The 15,229-nt window shown below is 68.0% G+C and carries 16 protein-coding genes; 6 read left to right on the plus strand and 10 right to left on the minus strand.

All coding sequences use genetic code 11. The features are described from left to right. Window position 1: 1 nt before the first annotated feature. Both ACWIHT_RS22380 and ACWIHT_RS22385 read right to left on the minus strand, forming a co-directional pair. Complete coding sequence (locus ACWIHT_RS22380; RefSeq protein WP_456169921.1) at window positions 2-1,741, minus strand: globin domain-containing protein; 1,740 nt, start codon at window positions 1,739-1,741, stop codon at window positions 2-4. Window positions 1,742-2,024: 283 nt separating this feature from the next. After that, window positions 2,025-2,660 (minus strand): HAD family hydrolase, encoded by a 636-nt coding sequence (locus tag ACWIHT_RS22385; RefSeq protein WP_456169922.1) that lies wholly within the window; start codon window positions 2,658-2,660, stop codon window positions 2,025-2,027. A gap of 194 nt (window positions 2,661-2,854) precedes the next feature. Between ACWIHT_RS22385 and ACWIHT_RS22390 the strand changes: the two genes are divergently transcribed. Beyond that, a complete protein-coding gene (locus ACWIHT_RS22390; protein ID WP_456169923.1) occupies window positions 2,855-3,730 on the plus strand; it encodes a GNAT family N-acetyltransferase in 876 nt (291 codons plus the stop codon). A 69-nt stretch (window positions 3,731-3,799) separates the two neighbouring features. Here ACWIHT_RS22390 and ACWIHT_RS22395 read toward each other — a convergent pair whose 3' ends face one another. Continuing rightward, window positions 3,800-4,222, minus strand: a complete 423-nt coding sequence (locus ACWIHT_RS22395; protein WP_456169924.1) for a GlcG/HbpS family heme-binding protein — start codon at window positions 4,220-4,222, stop codon at window positions 3,800-3,802. A gap of 124 nt (window positions 4,223-4,346) precedes the next feature. Further along, window positions 4,347-5,555 carry an MFS transporter gene (locus ACWIHT_RS22400; RefSeq protein WP_456169925.1) on the minus strand — a complete coding sequence of 403 codons (1,209 nt, stop codon included), beginning with the start codon at window positions 5,553-5,555 and terminating at the stop codon, window positions 4,347-4,349. A gap of 141 nt (window positions 5,556-5,696) precedes the next feature. Here ACWIHT_RS22400 and ACWIHT_RS22405 point away from each other — a divergent pair, with 141 nt between their 5' ends. Together ACWIHT_RS22405 and ACWIHT_RS22410 are read left to right on the plus strand one after the other, a co-directional pair. Beyond that, window positions 5,697-6,155: a MarR family winged helix-turn-helix transcriptional regulator gene (locus tag ACWIHT_RS22405; protein WP_456169926.1), complete on the plus strand. Its 459-nt coding sequence runs from the start codon at window positions 5,697-5,699 to the stop codon at window positions 6,153-6,155. Window positions 6,156-6,192: 37 nt separating this feature from the next. After that, a complete protein-coding gene (locus ACWIHT_RS22410) occupies window positions 6,193-6,645 on the plus strand; it encodes an N-acetyltransferase family protein (protein ID WP_456169927.1) in 453 nt (150 codons plus the stop codon). A 54-nt stretch (window positions 6,646-6,699) separates the two neighbouring features. On the opposite strand, the gene ACWIHT_RS22415 is transcribed toward ACWIHT_RS22410, so the two are convergent. Both ACWIHT_RS22415 and dnaB read right to left on the minus strand, forming a co-directional pair. Next, window positions 6,700-8,085 (minus strand): serine hydrolase domain-containing protein, encoded by a 1,386-nt coding sequence (locus ACWIHT_RS22415; RefSeq protein WP_456169928.1) that lies wholly within the window; start codon window positions 8,083-8,085, stop codon window positions 6,700-6,702. Between the two features lie 85 nt (window positions 8,086-8,170). Next, window positions 8,171-9,649, minus strand: a complete 1,479-nt coding sequence (gene dnaB / locus ACWIHT_RS22420) for a replicative DNA helicase (RefSeq protein WP_200713270.1) — start codon at window positions 9,647-9,649, stop codon at window positions 8,171-8,173. 460 nt (window positions 9,650-10,109) lie between these two features. Here dnaB and ACWIHT_RS22425 point away from each other — a divergent pair, with 460 nt between their 5' ends. Then, window positions 10,110-11,447, plus strand: coding sequence for an MATE family efflux transporter (locus tag ACWIHT_RS22425; RefSeq protein ID WP_456169929.1), 1,338 nt, complete (start codon window positions 10,110-10,112; stop codon window positions 11,445-11,447). 133 nt (window positions 11,448-11,580) lie between these two features. Here ACWIHT_RS22425 and rplI read toward each other — a convergent pair whose 3' ends face one another. The 4 genes from rplI to rpsF form a co-directional block, all read right to left on the minus strand. Further along, window positions 11,581-12,027, minus strand: a complete 447-nt coding sequence (gene rplI, locus ACWIHT_RS22430) for a 50S ribosomal protein L9 (protein WP_019073380.1) — start codon at window positions 12,025-12,027, stop codon at window positions 11,581-11,583. An 18-nt stretch (window positions 12,028-12,045) separates the two neighbouring features. Then, entirely contained in the window at window positions 12,046-12,282 is a 237-nt protein-coding gene (rpsR, locus tag ACWIHT_RS22435; RefSeq protein ID WP_006381652.1) for a 30S ribosomal protein S18, read from the minus strand. Between the two features lie 57 nt (window positions 12,283-12,339). Beyond that, window positions 12,340-12,957 (minus strand): single-stranded DNA-binding protein, encoded by a 618-nt coding sequence (locus ACWIHT_RS22440; RefSeq protein WP_456169930.1) that lies wholly within the window; start codon window positions 12,955-12,957, stop codon window positions 12,340-12,342. A 77-nt stretch (window positions 12,958-13,034) separates the two neighbouring features. Further along, complete coding sequence (gene rpsF, locus ACWIHT_RS22445) at window positions 13,035-13,325, minus strand: 30S ribosomal protein S6 (RefSeq protein WP_006604399.1); 291 nt, start codon at window positions 13,323-13,325, stop codon at window positions 13,035-13,037. A gap of 279 nt (window positions 13,326-13,604) precedes the next feature. Here rpsF and ACWIHT_RS22450 point away from each other — a divergent pair, with 279 nt between their 5' ends. Then, complete coding sequence (locus ACWIHT_RS22450) at window positions 13,605-13,919, plus strand: hypothetical protein (protein ID WP_456169932.1); 315 nt, start codon at window positions 13,605-13,607, stop codon at window positions 13,917-13,919. A 178-nt stretch (window positions 13,920-14,097) separates the two neighbouring features. Continuing rightward, the gene (gene femX, locus ACWIHT_RS22455) at window positions 14,098-15,219 is read left to right on the plus strand and encodes a peptidoglycan bridge formation glycyltransferase FemX (RefSeq protein WP_200713266.1); all 1,122 of its coding nucleotides are present in this window, start codon (window positions 14,098-14,100) and stop codon (window positions 15,217-15,219) included. Window positions 15,220-15,229: the final 10 nt, after the last annotated feature.

A 15,229-nucleotide genomic window follows, 5' to 3' on the forward strand; every position in this document is an offset into this window, starting at 1 on the left:
CTCAGTCCCCGGCGGCCACCAGCTCCTCGACCGAGTCGTGCCGTATGCGCTCCGCCGGGATGCCGACGTCCTTCAGCGCATCGACACCGCTGCGGATCATTCCCGGCGGGCCCGAGACATAGGCGTCGTATCCGCCCCACGGCCCGTACGCCCGGATGGCGTCCGGGAGTTGGAGATGCGCCTGCTGGTCGACGACCGTTCGGACCGTGAGCCACGGATACGCCTGCTGGAGCCGGAGCATCGTGTCGATGTCATAGAGGTCGTGGTCGGTACGGGCCCCGTAGAACACCTCCACCGGCCGCCGCTCGCCGTGCTCGACCACGTCCTCGACCAGTGCCCTGATCGGCGCTATGCCGGTGCCACCGCCCAGGCAGAGCAGCCCGCTGTCGGTGGTGTGGTCCACGGTCATCGAGCCGGTCGGCGGACCGAGCCGGATGACGTCACCGGGCCGGGCGCGGTGTACCAGCGCGTTCGAGACCCAGCCCGCCGGGACGGCCTTCACATGGAAGGTCAGCAGCCCGTCCGAGCGGGGTGCCGAGGCGAAGGAGTAGTGCCGCCAGATCCGCGGCCACCAGGGCGTCTCCAGGCTCGTGTACTGCCCGGCGAGGAAGGGATAGGGCTGGTCGGGGCGGACGGTGACGACCGCGATGTCCCGGGTCCGCAGGTCGTGGGTGACGACCTCCGCGTGCCACCAGGGCGGGGCGCGCAGTTCGTCCGCGGCGGCCGCGTCGATCATGACCTGCGAGATCGTCGTGTACGCCCGGACCCAGGCCGCCTCCGTCCCGGCGTCCCAGACACCGGAGGCGTACTTGTTCAGCGCGCCGATGAGACACTCGCCGACCGCCGGGTAGTGCTCGGGCCGGGTGCCGTACTTACGGTGCCCACGGCCGAGGTTCTGCAGATACGCGACGAGGACCTCGGTGTTGTCGATGTGCTCGGCCGCGGTGAGCAGCGCCTTGAGCAACCGGTCCCGCTGGGTGTCCATCGCCGCCGGGAACAGCGAGCGCAGCTCGGGGTGGCGTACGAAGAGCAGCGCATAGAAGTACGAGGTGACCTTGTCGGCCACCGGGGCGACTTCGGCCATGGTCCGGCGGATGAGCACGGCATCCGGGGACGCGTTCTCGGTGACGGTGCCGAAGGACCGTTGGGCGGGCACATGCACGACGGCCGAATCCTTCACTGCGACGGGCGGCACGGGTGCGGCCGACCACTGCGCGGGAGCCAGGGCCTGAGCGGTCGTGGAGAGTGACGGCCGCGCGGGTGACGGGGGTGCGGGCGATGGGGGTGCGAGAGGCAGGGTTTGAGCAGGGGCGAAGGGCTGCGGAGGTGCGGGAGCCGAGGCTTGAGCGGGAACGAAGGGCTGCGGAGGTACGGCAGACGCAGGCTGAGCCGGGGTGAAGGGCTGGGGGGCGGTCGGCGTCGGCGGTATTCGTTGCTGGCCGGGCGGGCCCGTCTGCTGTGAACCATGGCCGTGGGGCTCCGGCGCGGCGCCCTCTGCGCTCTGCGCGGACCGCTCCGAACTCGCTGCGGGCGGAGGCTCGTTGATACCCGCCGCGGACCTGCGAACCGGTCGCATCACGGCCGGACGCCGTACCCCTGTCGTCTCCCGCTCTTCGCCCGGAGGCACCTCCGGCTGCTTGCGTGGCGTGAACCAGCCGCCTCCGCCGCTGCCGCCGCCGGACGGGCCGTTGTCGGCCGACGTGGTGGTCGGAGCGTCCATGGTGTGCCTCGCCTCGAACATCTTTCGGTCGGTCGGCGTGCTTCCCCCATCGGAAGCTGCCTGCTTTCCGCGCGGACTGCTTGCTTTTCCCCGTTCGCTCAAGCGGCCAATGCAGCCATATCCAACCCACATTCCCGTTGCGTACGGACAAGTAGGCGAGAGTGTGACATTGCCCGCAGTACTCTCCTGCGGCGCCCGGCTGCGGACCAGAACCGGAGTCGACCATACCGGCCCTCGGTACGCGCACAAGTCCCGCCTTGCTCCCCCGTGAACAGGCGGAGGGGCGAACCATCAATTCCCTCAACTACCGGGCGCCGCGCACCAATTCGTAGGCATCCCACAGATCCCGTCCCGCATAGGAGTGGGTGGCAAGGCCCGCCAGATGTCCATCCGCGTTCACCGCGACAGAGACGGGCACGGCGCCGAACAGATCCTTGTCCGACATCGAGTCGCCATAGGCGACACAATCCGCCCTCGTCACCCCGAACTCCTCACACAGCCGATCCGCGATCACCACTTTGGCGGCGGCATTGAGGACTCCGCCCAGATCCATCGAAGGCTCGGTGAAGGGCACGGCCGGGAACAGCGATCCGTGTGCCGCGTGCGCACCCCAGCCCGTGAGCCGTTCCACGAAGAAGGACGGCGAGAGCGATACGACGGCGCAGTATTCACCGGCGCTCCTGATCTCGGCCCAGACCTCACGGATCCGCGCCAACCAAGGGGCCCCTTCAAAGGCAGCCGCCACATGCGCCTCCGTGAGATCCGCCCAGAGCGCGTACACACGGGTCGCATACTCCGGCGGTCCGATCAGCCCGGCCGAAATCTCCTGCTCAACCGCCACTGTCTCGGCTTCCAGACCGAGTTGACGTGAGATCTCCAGGGGCGCGCTGGTTCCGTGCAGCAGAGTGCCGTCGAGGTCGAAGAGATGAAGTCTCGCCATGGGCCACGAGGTTAGTGGGCGGAACTGTGACACCGTCCGCGAGCCTGCCGGATGCTGACCGTTCGCCACTGTTTCACGTGAAACATCCGGCTTCCGCCGAGCTGTTGTGCAGTGGGCCACGACATGGCCAAAAGCAGGTACGTCTCCCCGGAAACGGGTGGACGCCGACAACGCAGTCAGACAGCCTGACCTGCGTGCCGACTCATTCCCTCGCCGCTGTGCCCATCCGCCGGCTGACGCTCCGCGATCGCATCGCCTGCGCCGACCTGTCCGAGGACCGGGGGTGGCCACGCGAGGAACACAAGTGGGGCTTCCTTCTCAGTGCGGGGACGGGGTACGGCATCGACAGCCCGGAAGGTGGTCTGGGCGCGGCGTGCGTCGTCACGGAGTACGGCCCGCAGGACCGCCCGGATCTGGGCGCCATCGGCATGGTCCTGGTCGCCGAACGCCATGCCCGCCAAGGCGTGGGACGCCGGTTGATGCGCCATCTGCTGTCCGTGTTGAGCCCCACGCCACTGACCCTGCACGCGACCCCGAACGGCCTCCCGCTCTACGAAGAACTCGGTTTCAAGGTGACCGGTCGGGCCGAGATGCTGCGCGGTCGTTTCACGCCTGCCGGATCCGCTGGACCCGAGTCCCGGATCGCCACCCGTGCGGCCACGGCGGAGGACCTCACCGGCATTCTCCGGCTCGACGAGGAGGTGTTCGGCGCCGACCGCACGCTCCTCATCACACGGCTGCCCGCCTTCGCCGACCAGTTGCGGGTGGCGCAGGACAACGGCCGGATCATCGGGTACGCGGCGGCCTGGCCCAACATGGACACACAGGTCGTAGGGCCACTGATCGCACAGGACTCGGAGACGGCGAAGGCTCTCCTCGCCTCACTCGCCGCCCGCACCGACCGTCCCCTGCGCACCGACATCGACGCACGCCACGAAGACCTGCTGTCCTGGGCAAAGGCACGTGGCCTGGAGTACTGCGCCTCCAACTCCGTGATGACGTACGGCATCACGGAGTTGCCCGGCGACTGGACCCGGCGGTTCGCGCCCCTAACGGTCGCGGCCGGCTGACACCTCCAGGCATGGAGAACGCCGGCTCCCGACATGATCGGGAACCGGCGTTTCAGCCGTCTTCGGACGTCAGACGAGTGCCTCCAGGGCGGCCTGGGCGAAACCGTGGTCCTGCGACGGCGCGCCGCCACCGACCCCGATCGCTCCGATCAGCCGTCCGTCGCGGTGCACCGGGAGGCCGCCCGCGATGAACAGCAGCGGTCGGTCGAGCGCTGTCGGCAGGGTGTGGAAGAGGCCTCCGGGCTGGACGGCGTCGACGAGGTCGGCGGTGGCCGCGTTCAGCTGAAGCGCGGTGTACGCCTTGCGGGTGCTGGTCTCCCCGGAGATCAGCACGGCCCGGTCGTCGCGACGGAAGGCGAGCAGATGACCGCCCGCGTCCAGCACGGTGACGCTGACCGTGACTCCGGCGGCCTCAGCTGCACGGCGAGCGTGGTCCACGAGTGCTTCGGCGTCCTGGATGGTCAGCGGGGCTACGGCGGTGGTGGTGCTCATCAGGGTTTCTCCTTGCGGATGTTGCTGTTGGTGGTGTCGGAAGGACGGATCGGGCGGGACCGGTGCGGTCGGGAGTCACAGGGACGGCCCTGGCCCCGTGACTCCCTGCCGCTGTCCGGCGGGGTCAGTGGTGGACGGCGGTCCGCTGCTCGCTCGGCAGGGCGCCCGTCACGACCGTGCCGTGGGCGCCGGTGCGGCGCTCCAGGGCGGCCGAGAGGATCGCGAGAACCAAGGCGGCTGCGGCGAGGGCGGCACCGACCCAGTTGGGGGCGGTGTAGCCGAGGCCGGCCGTGATGACGATGCCGCCGAGCCAGGCGGAGAGCGCGTTGCCGAGGTTGAAGGCACCGATGTTCACGGCCGAGGCGAGCGTCGGGGCGCCGTGCGCCTGGTCGAGGACCCGCTTCTGTAGCGGTGGCACGGTGGCGAAGCCCAGGGCGCCGATGAGCGCGATGGTGACGGCTGCCGCGATCTTGTTGTGCGCGGTGACGGTGAAGAGCGCGAGCACCACGGCCAGGGCGCCGAGCGAGACGTACAGCATGGGCATCAGGGCGCGGTCGGCGAACTTGCCGCCGATGAGGTTGCCGCCGACCATGCCGAGGCCGAAGAGGACGAGCAGCCAGGTGACGGAGCCGTCGGCGAAGCCGGCGACGTGGGTCATCATCGGCGCGATGTAGGTGATGGCCGCGAAGACACCGCCGAAACCGAGGACGGTCATCGCCATGGCGAGCAGCACCTGGGTGTTCTTGAAGGCGGCCAGCTCGTGCCGCAGTTGCACACCCTCGGGCTTGGGCAGATCGGGCACGAGCTCGGCGATGCCGACCAGGCCGATCAGGCCGAGCCCCGCCACGATGGCGAAGGTGACGCGCCAGCCGACGGACTGCCCGACGAGAGTGCCCAGCGGTACGCCGACGACATTGGCGACGGTCAGCCCGGTGAACATCATCGCGATGGCTCCGGCCTTCTTGTCCGGGGCGACGAGCTCGGCCGCCACGACCGAGCCGATGCCGAAGAAGGCGCCGTGGGCGAGCGAGGCGACCACACGGCCGATCAGCATCACCGAGAAGCTGGGGGCGACGGCGGAGAGCAGGTTGCCGACGATGAACAGGCCCATCAGCAGCATCAGCATCCGCTTACGGGGGATCTTGGTGCCGAGGACGGTCATCAGCGGGGCACCGATCACCACACCCAGGGCGTAGCCGGTGACCAGCAGGCCGGCGGTGGGGATGGAGACCCCGAAGTCACCCGCGACCTGGGGCAGCAAGCCCATGATCACGAACTCGGTCGTTCCGATTCCGAAGGCCCCGATCGCGAGGGCCAGAAGCGCGAGAGGCATGGGGATGTACCCTTCCCAGAAGATTGCAGGAGCGCTTTGCGTGCGTTCACAATAGTTGCAGACGCGGGCTATATGCAAGCGCGGACTATTTCATCTGTGCTCTATCCTGGGTTCAGCCGCTCCGGGACGGAGGAAACGCCAATGACAGCGACGGACCCCGCACTCACCGCCCTTGCCCAGGGCTGGTGCGCCCTCTCCCTGCTGCACGGGAGGATCGAGGCGCACATCGAGCGCGCCCTGCAAGCCGAGCACGACCTGAGCATCCGGGAGTACTCCCTGCTCGACGTGCTCAGCAGGCAGCACGACGGTGACGGGGGCCATCTACAGATGCGGCAGGTCGCCGACGCGGTCGTTCTCAGCCAGAGCGCCACCACCCGGTTGGTCACCCGACTTGAGGACCGCGGCCTGCTCGCCCGGTATTTGTGCCCGACCGACCGTAGGGGCATCTACACGAACGTCTCCGAGGCCGGCCTCGCCCTGCTCGAAGAGGCCCGACCCACGAACGACACCGCCCTGCGGGAGGCGCTCGACGCAGCGGCCGGAAACCCCGAGCTGGCGCCACTGGTCCGTGTCGTGGAGTCGATGCACGCGCCCGCGTGACCCGTCCCCGCCGCACACCGCTGCCTAAGGTGGGTCCATGGGAGATCTTGAGATACGAGCCGCGGTCACCGAAGACGTCCCCGCCATCGTCGACATGCTCGCCGACGACCCCCTGGGCTCCCAGCGCGAGTCGCCCGACGACCTGACGCCATATCTGGCCGCGCTGGAACGTCTGACCGCCGACCCCAACCAGCACGTGGTGGTCGCCGTGCGCGAGGGACACGTCGTCGGCACCCTCCAGCTCACGGTCGTCGCCGGGCTGTCCCGCAAGGGCGCCACACGCTCGATCATCGAGGCCGTACGCATCCACACGGACGAGCGGGGCAGCGGCCTGGGGACACAGCTCATCGAGTGGGCGATCGCCGAATCGCGCCGCCAGGGCTGCCAGTTGGTCCAGCTGACCTCCGACGCCACCCGCACCGACGCCCACCGGTTCTACGAGCGACTCGGCTTCACGGCCTCGCATGTGGGCTTCAAGCTGTCGCTCTGAAGAAGAGAGGCGTCGTGTTTCACGTGAAACACGACGCCTCCCCGCTCGTCCCGGCTAGCGGATCCCCCGCCACCCCTCCGAGTCCACCCCACCCGGCACAGAAGCACTCTCGTCGTACGGCTGACGCGTGAAGACGAACGATCCGAGGTCCAGGTGGCTCACGGACCCGTCCGGGCGCCGTACGGGCCGTAGAAGCTCTCCGGCGTAGTACCCCTCCAGGCCGGTCCAGGTGCCGTCACCGTTGGCCCGGAAACGTGAGCGGCGGCCCGTGCCCGCCAATGGCTCCAGCGAGGCCCTTCCATCTGCCGTCAGCCGCAGGGCGAACCCGTGCGTACCCCAGTACCACTGCCCGGCCAACTCCAGTACGGAGGCGTCGACTTCGGGCATCGGGCGCCATGGCTCGGGAATCCTCGGTTCGGCCTCGGCGACGATACGGACGAGGTCCGCGCCCACCGATGACAACAGCGGTCCGGAGGTGCAGTTGGCCAGCACCACCGCCGAGACGTCGTCCTCCAGGCTGATGGTGAGGTTCGCCAGGAAGCCGGGCAGCGATCCGGAGTGGCCGATGAGCAGTCGGCCGTCGCGGTGCTGGATCTGCACGCCGAGACCGTAGGCGGCGCCGTCCACGACATCGGGCGCCTCTGCCGGTGCCGCGGGGGTCCGCATCTCCCGCACGGACTCCGCACTCAGGACCTGGTCGTCGCCGTTGGCCAGGAAGACGGCGAACCGCGCCAAGTCATCCGTGGTGGACCAGAGTTGACCGGCCGGCGCCATGAGGCCGAGATCCTCGACGGGTTCCGGCAGCAGTGCGTCGGCCCATGGATGCACCGCCCAGGCGCCCGCGTGGGGCGCCTGGGGCTGAGCACTCGTGCGATGGAGGCCCAGGGGTTCGAGCACTTCCCGCCGGAGTACGTCCGCCCAGGACGCACCGCGCAGCTCCTCGACGAGCGCGCCCAACACCGTGTATCCGGGGTTCGAATAGTGGAACCGGCGGCCGACCGGATGCAGCAGGGGTTGCTCGCCCAGCACACCGCGGAGTTCGGGGCGCAGCGAACCAGGCGTCCGTTCCCACCAGGGCGCGGGTGACTCGGCCGCCAACCCGCTTGTGTGCGCGAGCAGTTGGGCGATGGTGGCCTCCCCCGCGCCGGTGTCCGGCAGATGCTTCTCCAGGGGGTCACCGAGATCGAGGACGCCTTCGTCCCGCAGCCGCAGCACCAGGACGGCGGTGAACGTCTTGGTGATCGAGCCGATCCGGTACTGCACGTTCTCGTCCGGCCCGTGCCCGTCCACCGAGGTCCGCGCTCCGTGCCACACCGCCCGCCCGTCCCGCACCACCGCGGCGACCAACGACGGTGCCCGCCCCTCGGTCTGAGCCACGGCGATCCGATGCAGCAGCGCCCGGCGGGTAGCGGGAAGCAAATCGTCCTGAGATGTCGTCATGCCCCCAGTCCATCCGGCGGGACGGGAGTACGTCGAGCACATTTCCTCGGACACGGCACCGGGTCGGCCGCCCATGGTCGCCCGGTCAGGTCTGCGCCATGTCCACGAAGCGTGAGTAGTGGCCCTGGAAGGCGACGGTGATCGTCGCCGTCGGGCCGTTACGGTGCTTGCCCACGATGATGTCCGCCTCGCCCGCGCGCGGTGACTCCTTCTCGTAGGCGTCCTCGCGGTGCAGCAGGATCACCATGTCGGCGTCCTGCTCGATGGAGCCGGACTCACGCAGGTCGGACACCATCGGCTTCTTGTCCGTGCGCTGCTCGGGACCACGGTTCAGCTGTGAGAGCGCGATCACCGGCACCTCCAGTTCCTTCGCCAGGAGCTTGAGGTTTCGGGACATGTCCGAGACCTCCTGCTGACGGCTCTCCTGGCGCTTGGAGCCACCGGCCTGCATCAGCTGCAGATAGTCGATGATCACGAGCTTGATGTCGCTGCGCTGCTTGAGCCGGCGGCACTTCGCGCGGATCTCCATCATCGACAGGTTCGGGGAGTCGTCGATGTAGAGCGGAGCGGACGACACCTCGGGCATCCGACGCGCCAGCCGGGTCCAGTCCTCGTCGGTCATCGTGCCGGAACGCATGTGGTGCAGGGCGACGCGGGCCTCGGCGGACAGCAGGCGCATCGCGATCTCGTTGCGCCCCATTTCGAGGGAGAAGATGACGCTCGGCAGGTTGTGCTTGATCGATGCCGCACGCGCGAAGTCCAGCGCGAGCGTGGACTTGCCCATGGCGGGACGGGCGGCGATGACGATCATCTGGCCCGGGTGCAGACCGTTGGTGAGCGAGTCGAGGTCCGTGAAACCCGTGGGCACACCCGTCATCTCGCCGCTGCGTGAGCCGATCGCCTCGATCTCGTCGAGCGCGCCCTCCATGATGTCGCCGAGCGGAAGGTAGTCCTCGCTGGTCCGCTGCTCGGTGACCGCGTAGATCTCGGCCTGGGCCCGGTTGACGATCTCGTCGACGTCGTCGTCGGCCGCGTATCCCATCTGCGTGATGCGCGTACCAGCCTCGACCAGGCGGCGCAGGACCGCACGCTCGTGGACGATCTCCGCGTAGTACTCCGCGTTCGCCGCCGTCGGCACGGTCTGGACGAGCGTGTGCAGATACGATGCGCCGCCGACCTTGTTGATCTCGCCGCGCTTGGTGAGTTCGGCGGCGATGGTGATCGGGTCGGCCGGCTCGCCCTTGGCGTAGACGTCGAGGATCGCCTGGTAGATCGTCTCGTGGGCGGGCTTGTAGAAGTCGTGGCCCTTGAGGACCTCGACGACGTCGGCGATGGCGTCCTTGGACAGGAGCATGCCGCCGAGTACGGACTGCTCGGCATCGAGGTCCTGCGGCGGCACACGTTCGAAGGCCGAGCCCGCGCCCTCCCACTCGCCGCCTTCCCGGCCGCGGTCGTGCTGTTCGTCGCGACCCCGGCCGCCGTCTCCGCGCCGTCGGGAAGCGGGCAGACGATCACTTGGACCGCTCTCGGCCCACGGGTCGTCCAAGGGCTCGGAAATACTCAACCGAGCCACCTCCTCCCGTCCGCCGAGCGGACCTCGCCGTGCCCCTCATTTCTACGGCACGGCACTGACAAATGAGACGCCCAACTCCGGTACGGGCGCGTCGGTTTTGTGATGGTTTTCAGGCCGACGGAAGGAGCGGGCGCCGGTCCACCGTAGGCCCGCGGGCACCGTCAGCCAATCTGGTTATCCACAGGCCATGTGGACGACGGCCCGGATGCTGTGGAGAACCCGCCAAAACCTGTGCACGACCCGGTGGACAGCCCTGTGAACAAGACCTCCCCATTCCGAGCGTGACCTATCTGACCTGCTGTTTTCCCGTCCACCGGCTGTGCAGAAGAAAAACTTCTTCACTCGGACCAAGATCGCTTCGAACAGTGCGCGAGAGGACACGGGGCGAGACCGGAGGTAAGGGTCACACAGCAATTGCATCTCTTACCTGTGGACGATTAGATTAGTGCTCATGACACAGGCTCCCGCGACCACCAGGGCCACCCGACGCCGGCACGACCGCGAGATCGTCATGCTGGCCGTCCCGGCCTTCGGCGCACTCGTCGCCGAGCCCCTCTTCGTCATGGCCGACAGCGCGATCGTGGGCCATCTCGGCACAGCACAACTGGCCGGACTCGGCGTGGCCTCCGCCCTCCTGACGACAGCCGTGAGCGTCTTTGTCTTCCTCGCCTACGCCACCACGGCGGCCGTCGCCCGACGTGTCGGCTCGGGCGATCTCCAGGCGGCCATCCGCCAGGGCATGGACGGCATCTGGCTCGCCCTCCTGATAGGTGCCACCGTCATCGCCGTCGTCCTCTCTTCGGCACCCGCCCTCGTCAACCTCTTCGGCGCCTCGGACACGGCAGGCCCCTACGCGACGACCTATCTACGGATCTCTTCCCTCGGCATCCCGGCCATGCTGGTCGTACTCGCCGCCACCGGAGTCCTCCGCGGACTACAGAACACAAAGACACCGCTGTACGTCGCCATCACAGGCTTCGTCGCCAACGGCGCCCTCAACCTGGGGCTCGTCTACGGCGCCGACCTCGGCATCGCCGGCTCCGCCTGGGGAACCGTCATCGCTCAATGGGGGATGGCCACCGTCTATCTCGTCGTGGTCGTCCGAGGGGCTCGCCGACACGGAGCCTCACTCCGACCCGACACGGCAGGGATCCGAGCCTCGGCACAGGCGGGCGCCCCTCTCCTGGTGCGCACGCTCTCCCTGAGAGCGATCCTCCTGATCGCGACGGCGGTCGCCGCCCGCCTCGGGGATGCCGACATCGCCGCCCACCAGATCATCCTGTCCTTGTGGTCTCTCCTGGCCTTCGCGCTCGATGCCATCGCCATCGCGGGCCAGGCCATCATCGGCCGCTACCTCGGTGCGGACGATCCACAAGGCGCCCGGGCCGCCTGCCGCCGCATGGTGCAGTGGGGCATCGCCGTCGGAGTGGTGCTCGGTCTCCTGGTGATCGTGTCCCGGCCACTGTTCCTCCCCTTGTTCACCAGTGACTCCACGGTGAAGGACACTGCTCTGCCCGCCCTGATCATGGTGGCGCTCTCACAGCCCATCTGCGGTGTCGTCTTCGTCCTGGACGGGGTGTTGATGGGTGCGGGAGACGGGCGGTATCTCGCAGGAGCGATGTTGGTGACCCTGGCAGTCTTCGTCCCGGTGGCTCTGCTCGTACCGGCTTTCGGTGCCGGACTGACCGCTCTCTGGGGAGCGATGACCCTGATGATGACGGTGCGCATGCTGACCCTCCTGCTTCGCACCCGCTCGGGCCGGTGGGTCGTCACGGGCGCGACCCGCTGACCGTTTCACGTGAAACACCGCGCGCCGCCACGTTTCACGTGAAACATGCGGGCCGTAGCATCGCCTTGAACACAGCAGAGGGGCCGCACCCCAACGGGTGCGGCCCCTCTCTCAGCTATGCCGAGCGCAGCGGTCAGGCCGCGATGACCTCGATGTTGACCTTGGCGGCAACCTCGGGGTGCAGACGCACGGACGTCTCGTGGGCGCCCAGCGTCTTGATCGGGGCAGACAGCTCGATACGACGCTTGTCGACCTCGGGGCCACCGGAAGCCTTGATCGCCGAAGCGATGTCGGCCGGGGTGACGGAACCGAAGAGACGACCGGCGTCGCCGGAGCGGACGGCCAGACGAACCTTGACGCCTTCGAGCTGGGCCTTCACGGAGTTGGCCTGCTCGATGGTCTGGATCTCGTGGATCTTGCGAGCACGACGGATCTGCTCGACGTCCTTCTCGCCACCCTTGGTCCAGCGGATAGCGAACTTCCGCGGGATCAGGTAGTTGCGAGCGTAACCGTCCTTGACGTCGACGACGTCGCCCGCGGCACCGAGGCCGGAGACCTCGTGGGTGAGGATGATCTTCATTGGTCGGTCACCCTTCCCTTATCGCGCGGTGGAGGTATAGGGCAGCAGCGCCATCTCACGGCTGTTCTTCACGGCCGTGGCGACGTCACGCTGGTGCTGCGTGCAGTTGCCGGTCACGCGGCGGGCACGGATCTTGCCGCGGTCGGAAATGAACTTCCGCAGCATGTTCGTGTCCTTGTAGTCCACGTACTGGACCTTGTCCTTGCAGAATGCGCAGACCTTCTTCTTCGGCTTGCGCACAGGCGGCTTCGCCATGGTGTATCTCCTGTGTGATCAAGAAGTGTGGGTACGACCCACCCTCGGCCCGAAGGCCTAGAAGGGGGGTTCGTCCGAGTAGCCGCCGCCACCGCCGCCACCGCTGGCGCCGCCGGAGTTTCCACCCCAGCCGCCACCGCCACCGCCGCCGCCCTGGCTGCCACCAGCGGGAGCGCTGGTAGCCCACGGGTCGTCGGCGGGAGCGCCGCCGGCCGGCTGACCGCCGCCGGAGTTTCCACCCCAGCCGCCGCCACCCTGGCCGCCACCACCGCCGCCGCCGAAGCCGCCGCCCTGGCCACCGCGAGCGCCACCGGCGGTCTTGGTGACCTTGGCCGTGGCACTGCGCAGGCTGGCGCCGACTTCTTCGACGTCCAGTTCGTAGACCGTGCGCTTGACGCCCTCACGGTCCTCGTAGGACCGCTGCTTCAGCCGGCCCTGCACGATGACGCGCATGCCTCGCTGGAGCGATTCGGCGACGTTCTCCGCCGCCTGCCGCCAGACCGAGCAGGTGAGGAAGAGGCTTTCGCCGTCCTTCCACTCGTTCGTCTGGCGGTCGAAGGTGCGGGGAGTGGACGCGACACGGAACTTCGCGACCGCCGCACCGGAAGGGGTGAAGCGCAGCTCGGGGTCGTCGACAAGATTGCCGACGACCGTGATGACGGTCTCGCCTGCCATGGGGGAACCTCTCGGCGGGTTTGCTGCTGGCTGCTTGGTGCTGCTACTCGAATCCCGAGATCAGCTGAGCAGGATGCTCAGTGGGTCTCGGGGCGGAGGACCTTGGTCCGGAGGACCGACTCGTTCAGGTTCATCTGGCGGTCGAGCTCCTTGACGACCGCAGGCTCGGCCTGCAGGTCGATGACCGAGTAGATGCCCTCGGGCTTCTTCTTGATCTCGTACGAGAGACGACGACGGCCCCAGGTGTCGACCTTCTCGACCTTTCCGTTGCCCTCACGGACGACGGAGAGGAAGTTCTCGATCAGGGGGGAGACAGCGCGCTCCTCCAGATCGGGGTCGAGGATGACCATCACCTCGTAGTGACGCATGTGGAACCCACCTCCTTTGGACTCAGCGGCCACGGTCGATCCGTGGCAGGAGGGTTGTGATGCGTAAGCAACAGTGTGTGCCAGTAAAACAGCCGCCACTGACATCGGGTGCCCCTTGCGGGGATTCCGATCCGTGACGACGTGGGCAGACACCAGTGCAGAGGGTACAGAGTACCCGCACACCGGCTTCCGGTTGAAATCCGGTGGCGGAGAGCGTCAATCTGTACACATCGGGTGTGTCCGGCGCGACGACGCGCCGCCTTCCGCAGGAGGTGCCACATGGCACAGGCATTGCGACCCAACACCGCCGGTTCCCTTTTCGCGACGGACGGCAAGCCCCATCCGCTCCAGGACACGCTGCTCGCGGTGACCGTGGTGCTCGGGCTGATCGCGTTCGTCACGGGCTTCTTCCACAACCTGCATCTGCTCAGCTCATGGACCGGCCTGGTGGGGATCCTCACCGGCGCCTACGGACAGTGGATCTCGGAGACGACGAGGGAACGCTTCGGCCTGATCCTGGGTCTCGGTGCCGCGGGTGTCGGGTTCTTCCTCGGCATGGCACACGGCGGACTGTTCGGCGGCGTCATCAGCTGACACTCCGGCACCACGGTCCGAACACCGCGTAAAACACCACGGAACGCCTCGGCGCCCCACAGGCCGAGGCGAAGGTTGCATACGCCCAGTCGGGGCGCTCGTAAGGCGCAGTAGGCTTCGGCGCGAGAGCCGGAGCCCCTGTACCCATGGGGACACACCAGCCCGAGGAGCGCCCCGAATGAGCCTGACCCTGAGGACCATCAGCCGAGAGCAGCATCTGGCATTCATCCAGAGCCTGCCGTCGGCCAGCCACATGCAGGTCCCGGCATGGGCTGATGTGAAGGCGGAGTGGCGCTCCGAGAACCTCGGCTGGTTCGACGAGAAGACCGGCGAGCTGGTCGGCGTGGGCCTGGTCCTCTACCGGCAACTCCCCAAGATCAAGCGCTACTTGGCCTATCTGCCCGAGGGCCCGGTCATCAACTGGTTCGCGCCGAATCTGGACGAGTGGATCCAGCCGATGCTGGCCCACCTCAAGCAGCAGGGCGCCTTCTCGGTGAAGATGGGCCCGCCGGTCATCATCCGGCGCTGGGAGGCCACCTCCATCAAGGCGGGCATCCAGAACCCGGACGTGAAGCGGCTGCGGGACATCGAGGCCGACTACATCGAGCCGCGCGCCTTCGAGGTGGCCGACAAGCTGCGCCGTATGGGCTGGCAGCAGGGCGAGGACGGCGGCGCCGGCTTCGGCGACGTCCAGCCGCGCTACGTCTACCAGGTGCCGTTGGCGAACCGCTCGCTCGAAGAGGTCCACAAGAACTTCAACCAGCTGTGGCGCCGCAACATCAAGAAGGCCGAGAAGGCCGGTGTCGAGGTCGTCCAGGGCGGTTACCACGACCTTGAGGAATGGCAGCGGCTGTACGAGATCACGGCCGTGCGCGACCACTTCCGGCCCCGCCCGCTGTCGTACTTCCAGCGCATGTGGACGGCCCTCAACACCGAGGACCCCAACCGGATGCGGCTGTACTTCGCCCGCCACAACGGGGTGAACCTGTCGGCGGCGACGATGCTCGTGGTCGGCGGACACGTCTGGTACTCCTACGGCGCCTCCGACAACATCGGGCGTGAGGTCCGGCCCTCGAACGCGATGCAGTGGCGGATGCTCCGTGATTCCTACGCGCTCGGCGCCACCGTGTACGACCTGCGCGGCATCTCCGACTCGCTGGACGAGACCGACCACCTCTTCGGTCTGATCCAGTTCAAGGTGGGTACCGGCGGGCAGGCCGCCGAATACCTCGGCGAGTGGGACTTCCCGCTGAACAAGCTGCTCCACAAGGCGCTCGACATCTACATGTCGCGCCGCTGACCAGACGGTC

The sequence above is a fragment of the Streptomyces sp. NPDC002276 genome (assembly GCF_053891435.1).

Coding starts and splice junctions, on each gene's coding strand:
- ACWIHT_RS22380 (WP_456169921.1), bottom strand. CDS start 1,741: ATGTTCGAGGCGAGGCACACCATGGACGCTCCGACCACCACGTCGGCC.
- ACWIHT_RS22385 (WP_456169922.1), bottom strand. CDS start 2,660: ATGGCGAGACTTCATCTCTTCGACCTCGACGGCACTCTGCTGCACGGA.
- ACWIHT_RS22395 (WP_456169924.1), bottom strand. CDS start 4,222: ATGAGCACCACCACCGCCGTAGCCCCGCTGACCATCCAGGACGCCGAA.
- ACWIHT_RS22400 (WP_456169925.1), bottom strand. CDS start 5,555: ATGCCTCTCGCGCTTCTGGCCCTCGCGATCGGGGCCTTCGGAATCGGA.
- ACWIHT_RS22405 (WP_456169926.1), top strand. CDS start 5,697: ATGACAGCGACGGACCCCGCACTCACCGCCCTTGCCCAGGGCTGGTGC.
- ACWIHT_RS22410 (WP_456169927.1), top strand. CDS start 6,193: ATGGGAGATCTTGAGATACGAGCCGCGGTCACCGAAGACGTCCCCGCC.
- ACWIHT_RS22415 (WP_456169928.1), bottom strand. CDS start 8,085: ATGACGACATCTCAGGACGATTTGCTTCCCGCTACCCGCCGGGCGCTG.
- ACWIHT_RS22425 (WP_456169929.1), top strand. CDS start 10,110: ATGACACAGGCTCCCGCGACCACCAGGGCCACCCGACGCCGGCACGAC.
- rplI (WP_019073380.1), bottom strand. CDS start 12,027: ATGAAGATCATCCTCACCCACGAGGTCTCCGGCCTCGGTGCCGCGGGC.
- rpsR (WP_006381652.1), bottom strand. CDS start 12,282: ATGGCGAAGCCGCCTGTGCGCAAGCCGAAGAAGAAGGTCTGCGCATTC.
- ACWIHT_RS22440 (WP_456169930.1), bottom strand. CDS start 12,957: ATGGCAGGCGAGACCGTCATCACGGTCGTCGGCAATCTTGTCGACGAC.
- rpsF (WP_006604399.1), bottom strand. CDS start 13,325: ATGCGTCACTACGAGGTGATGGTCATCCTCGACCCCGATCTGGAGGAG.
- ACWIHT_RS22450 (WP_456169932.1), top strand. CDS start 13,605: ATGGCACAGGCATTGCGACCCAACACCGCCGGTTCCCTTTTCGCGACG.
- femX (WP_200713266.1), top strand. CDS start 14,098: ATGAGCCTGACCCTGAGGACCATCAGCCGAGAGCAGCATCTGGCATTC.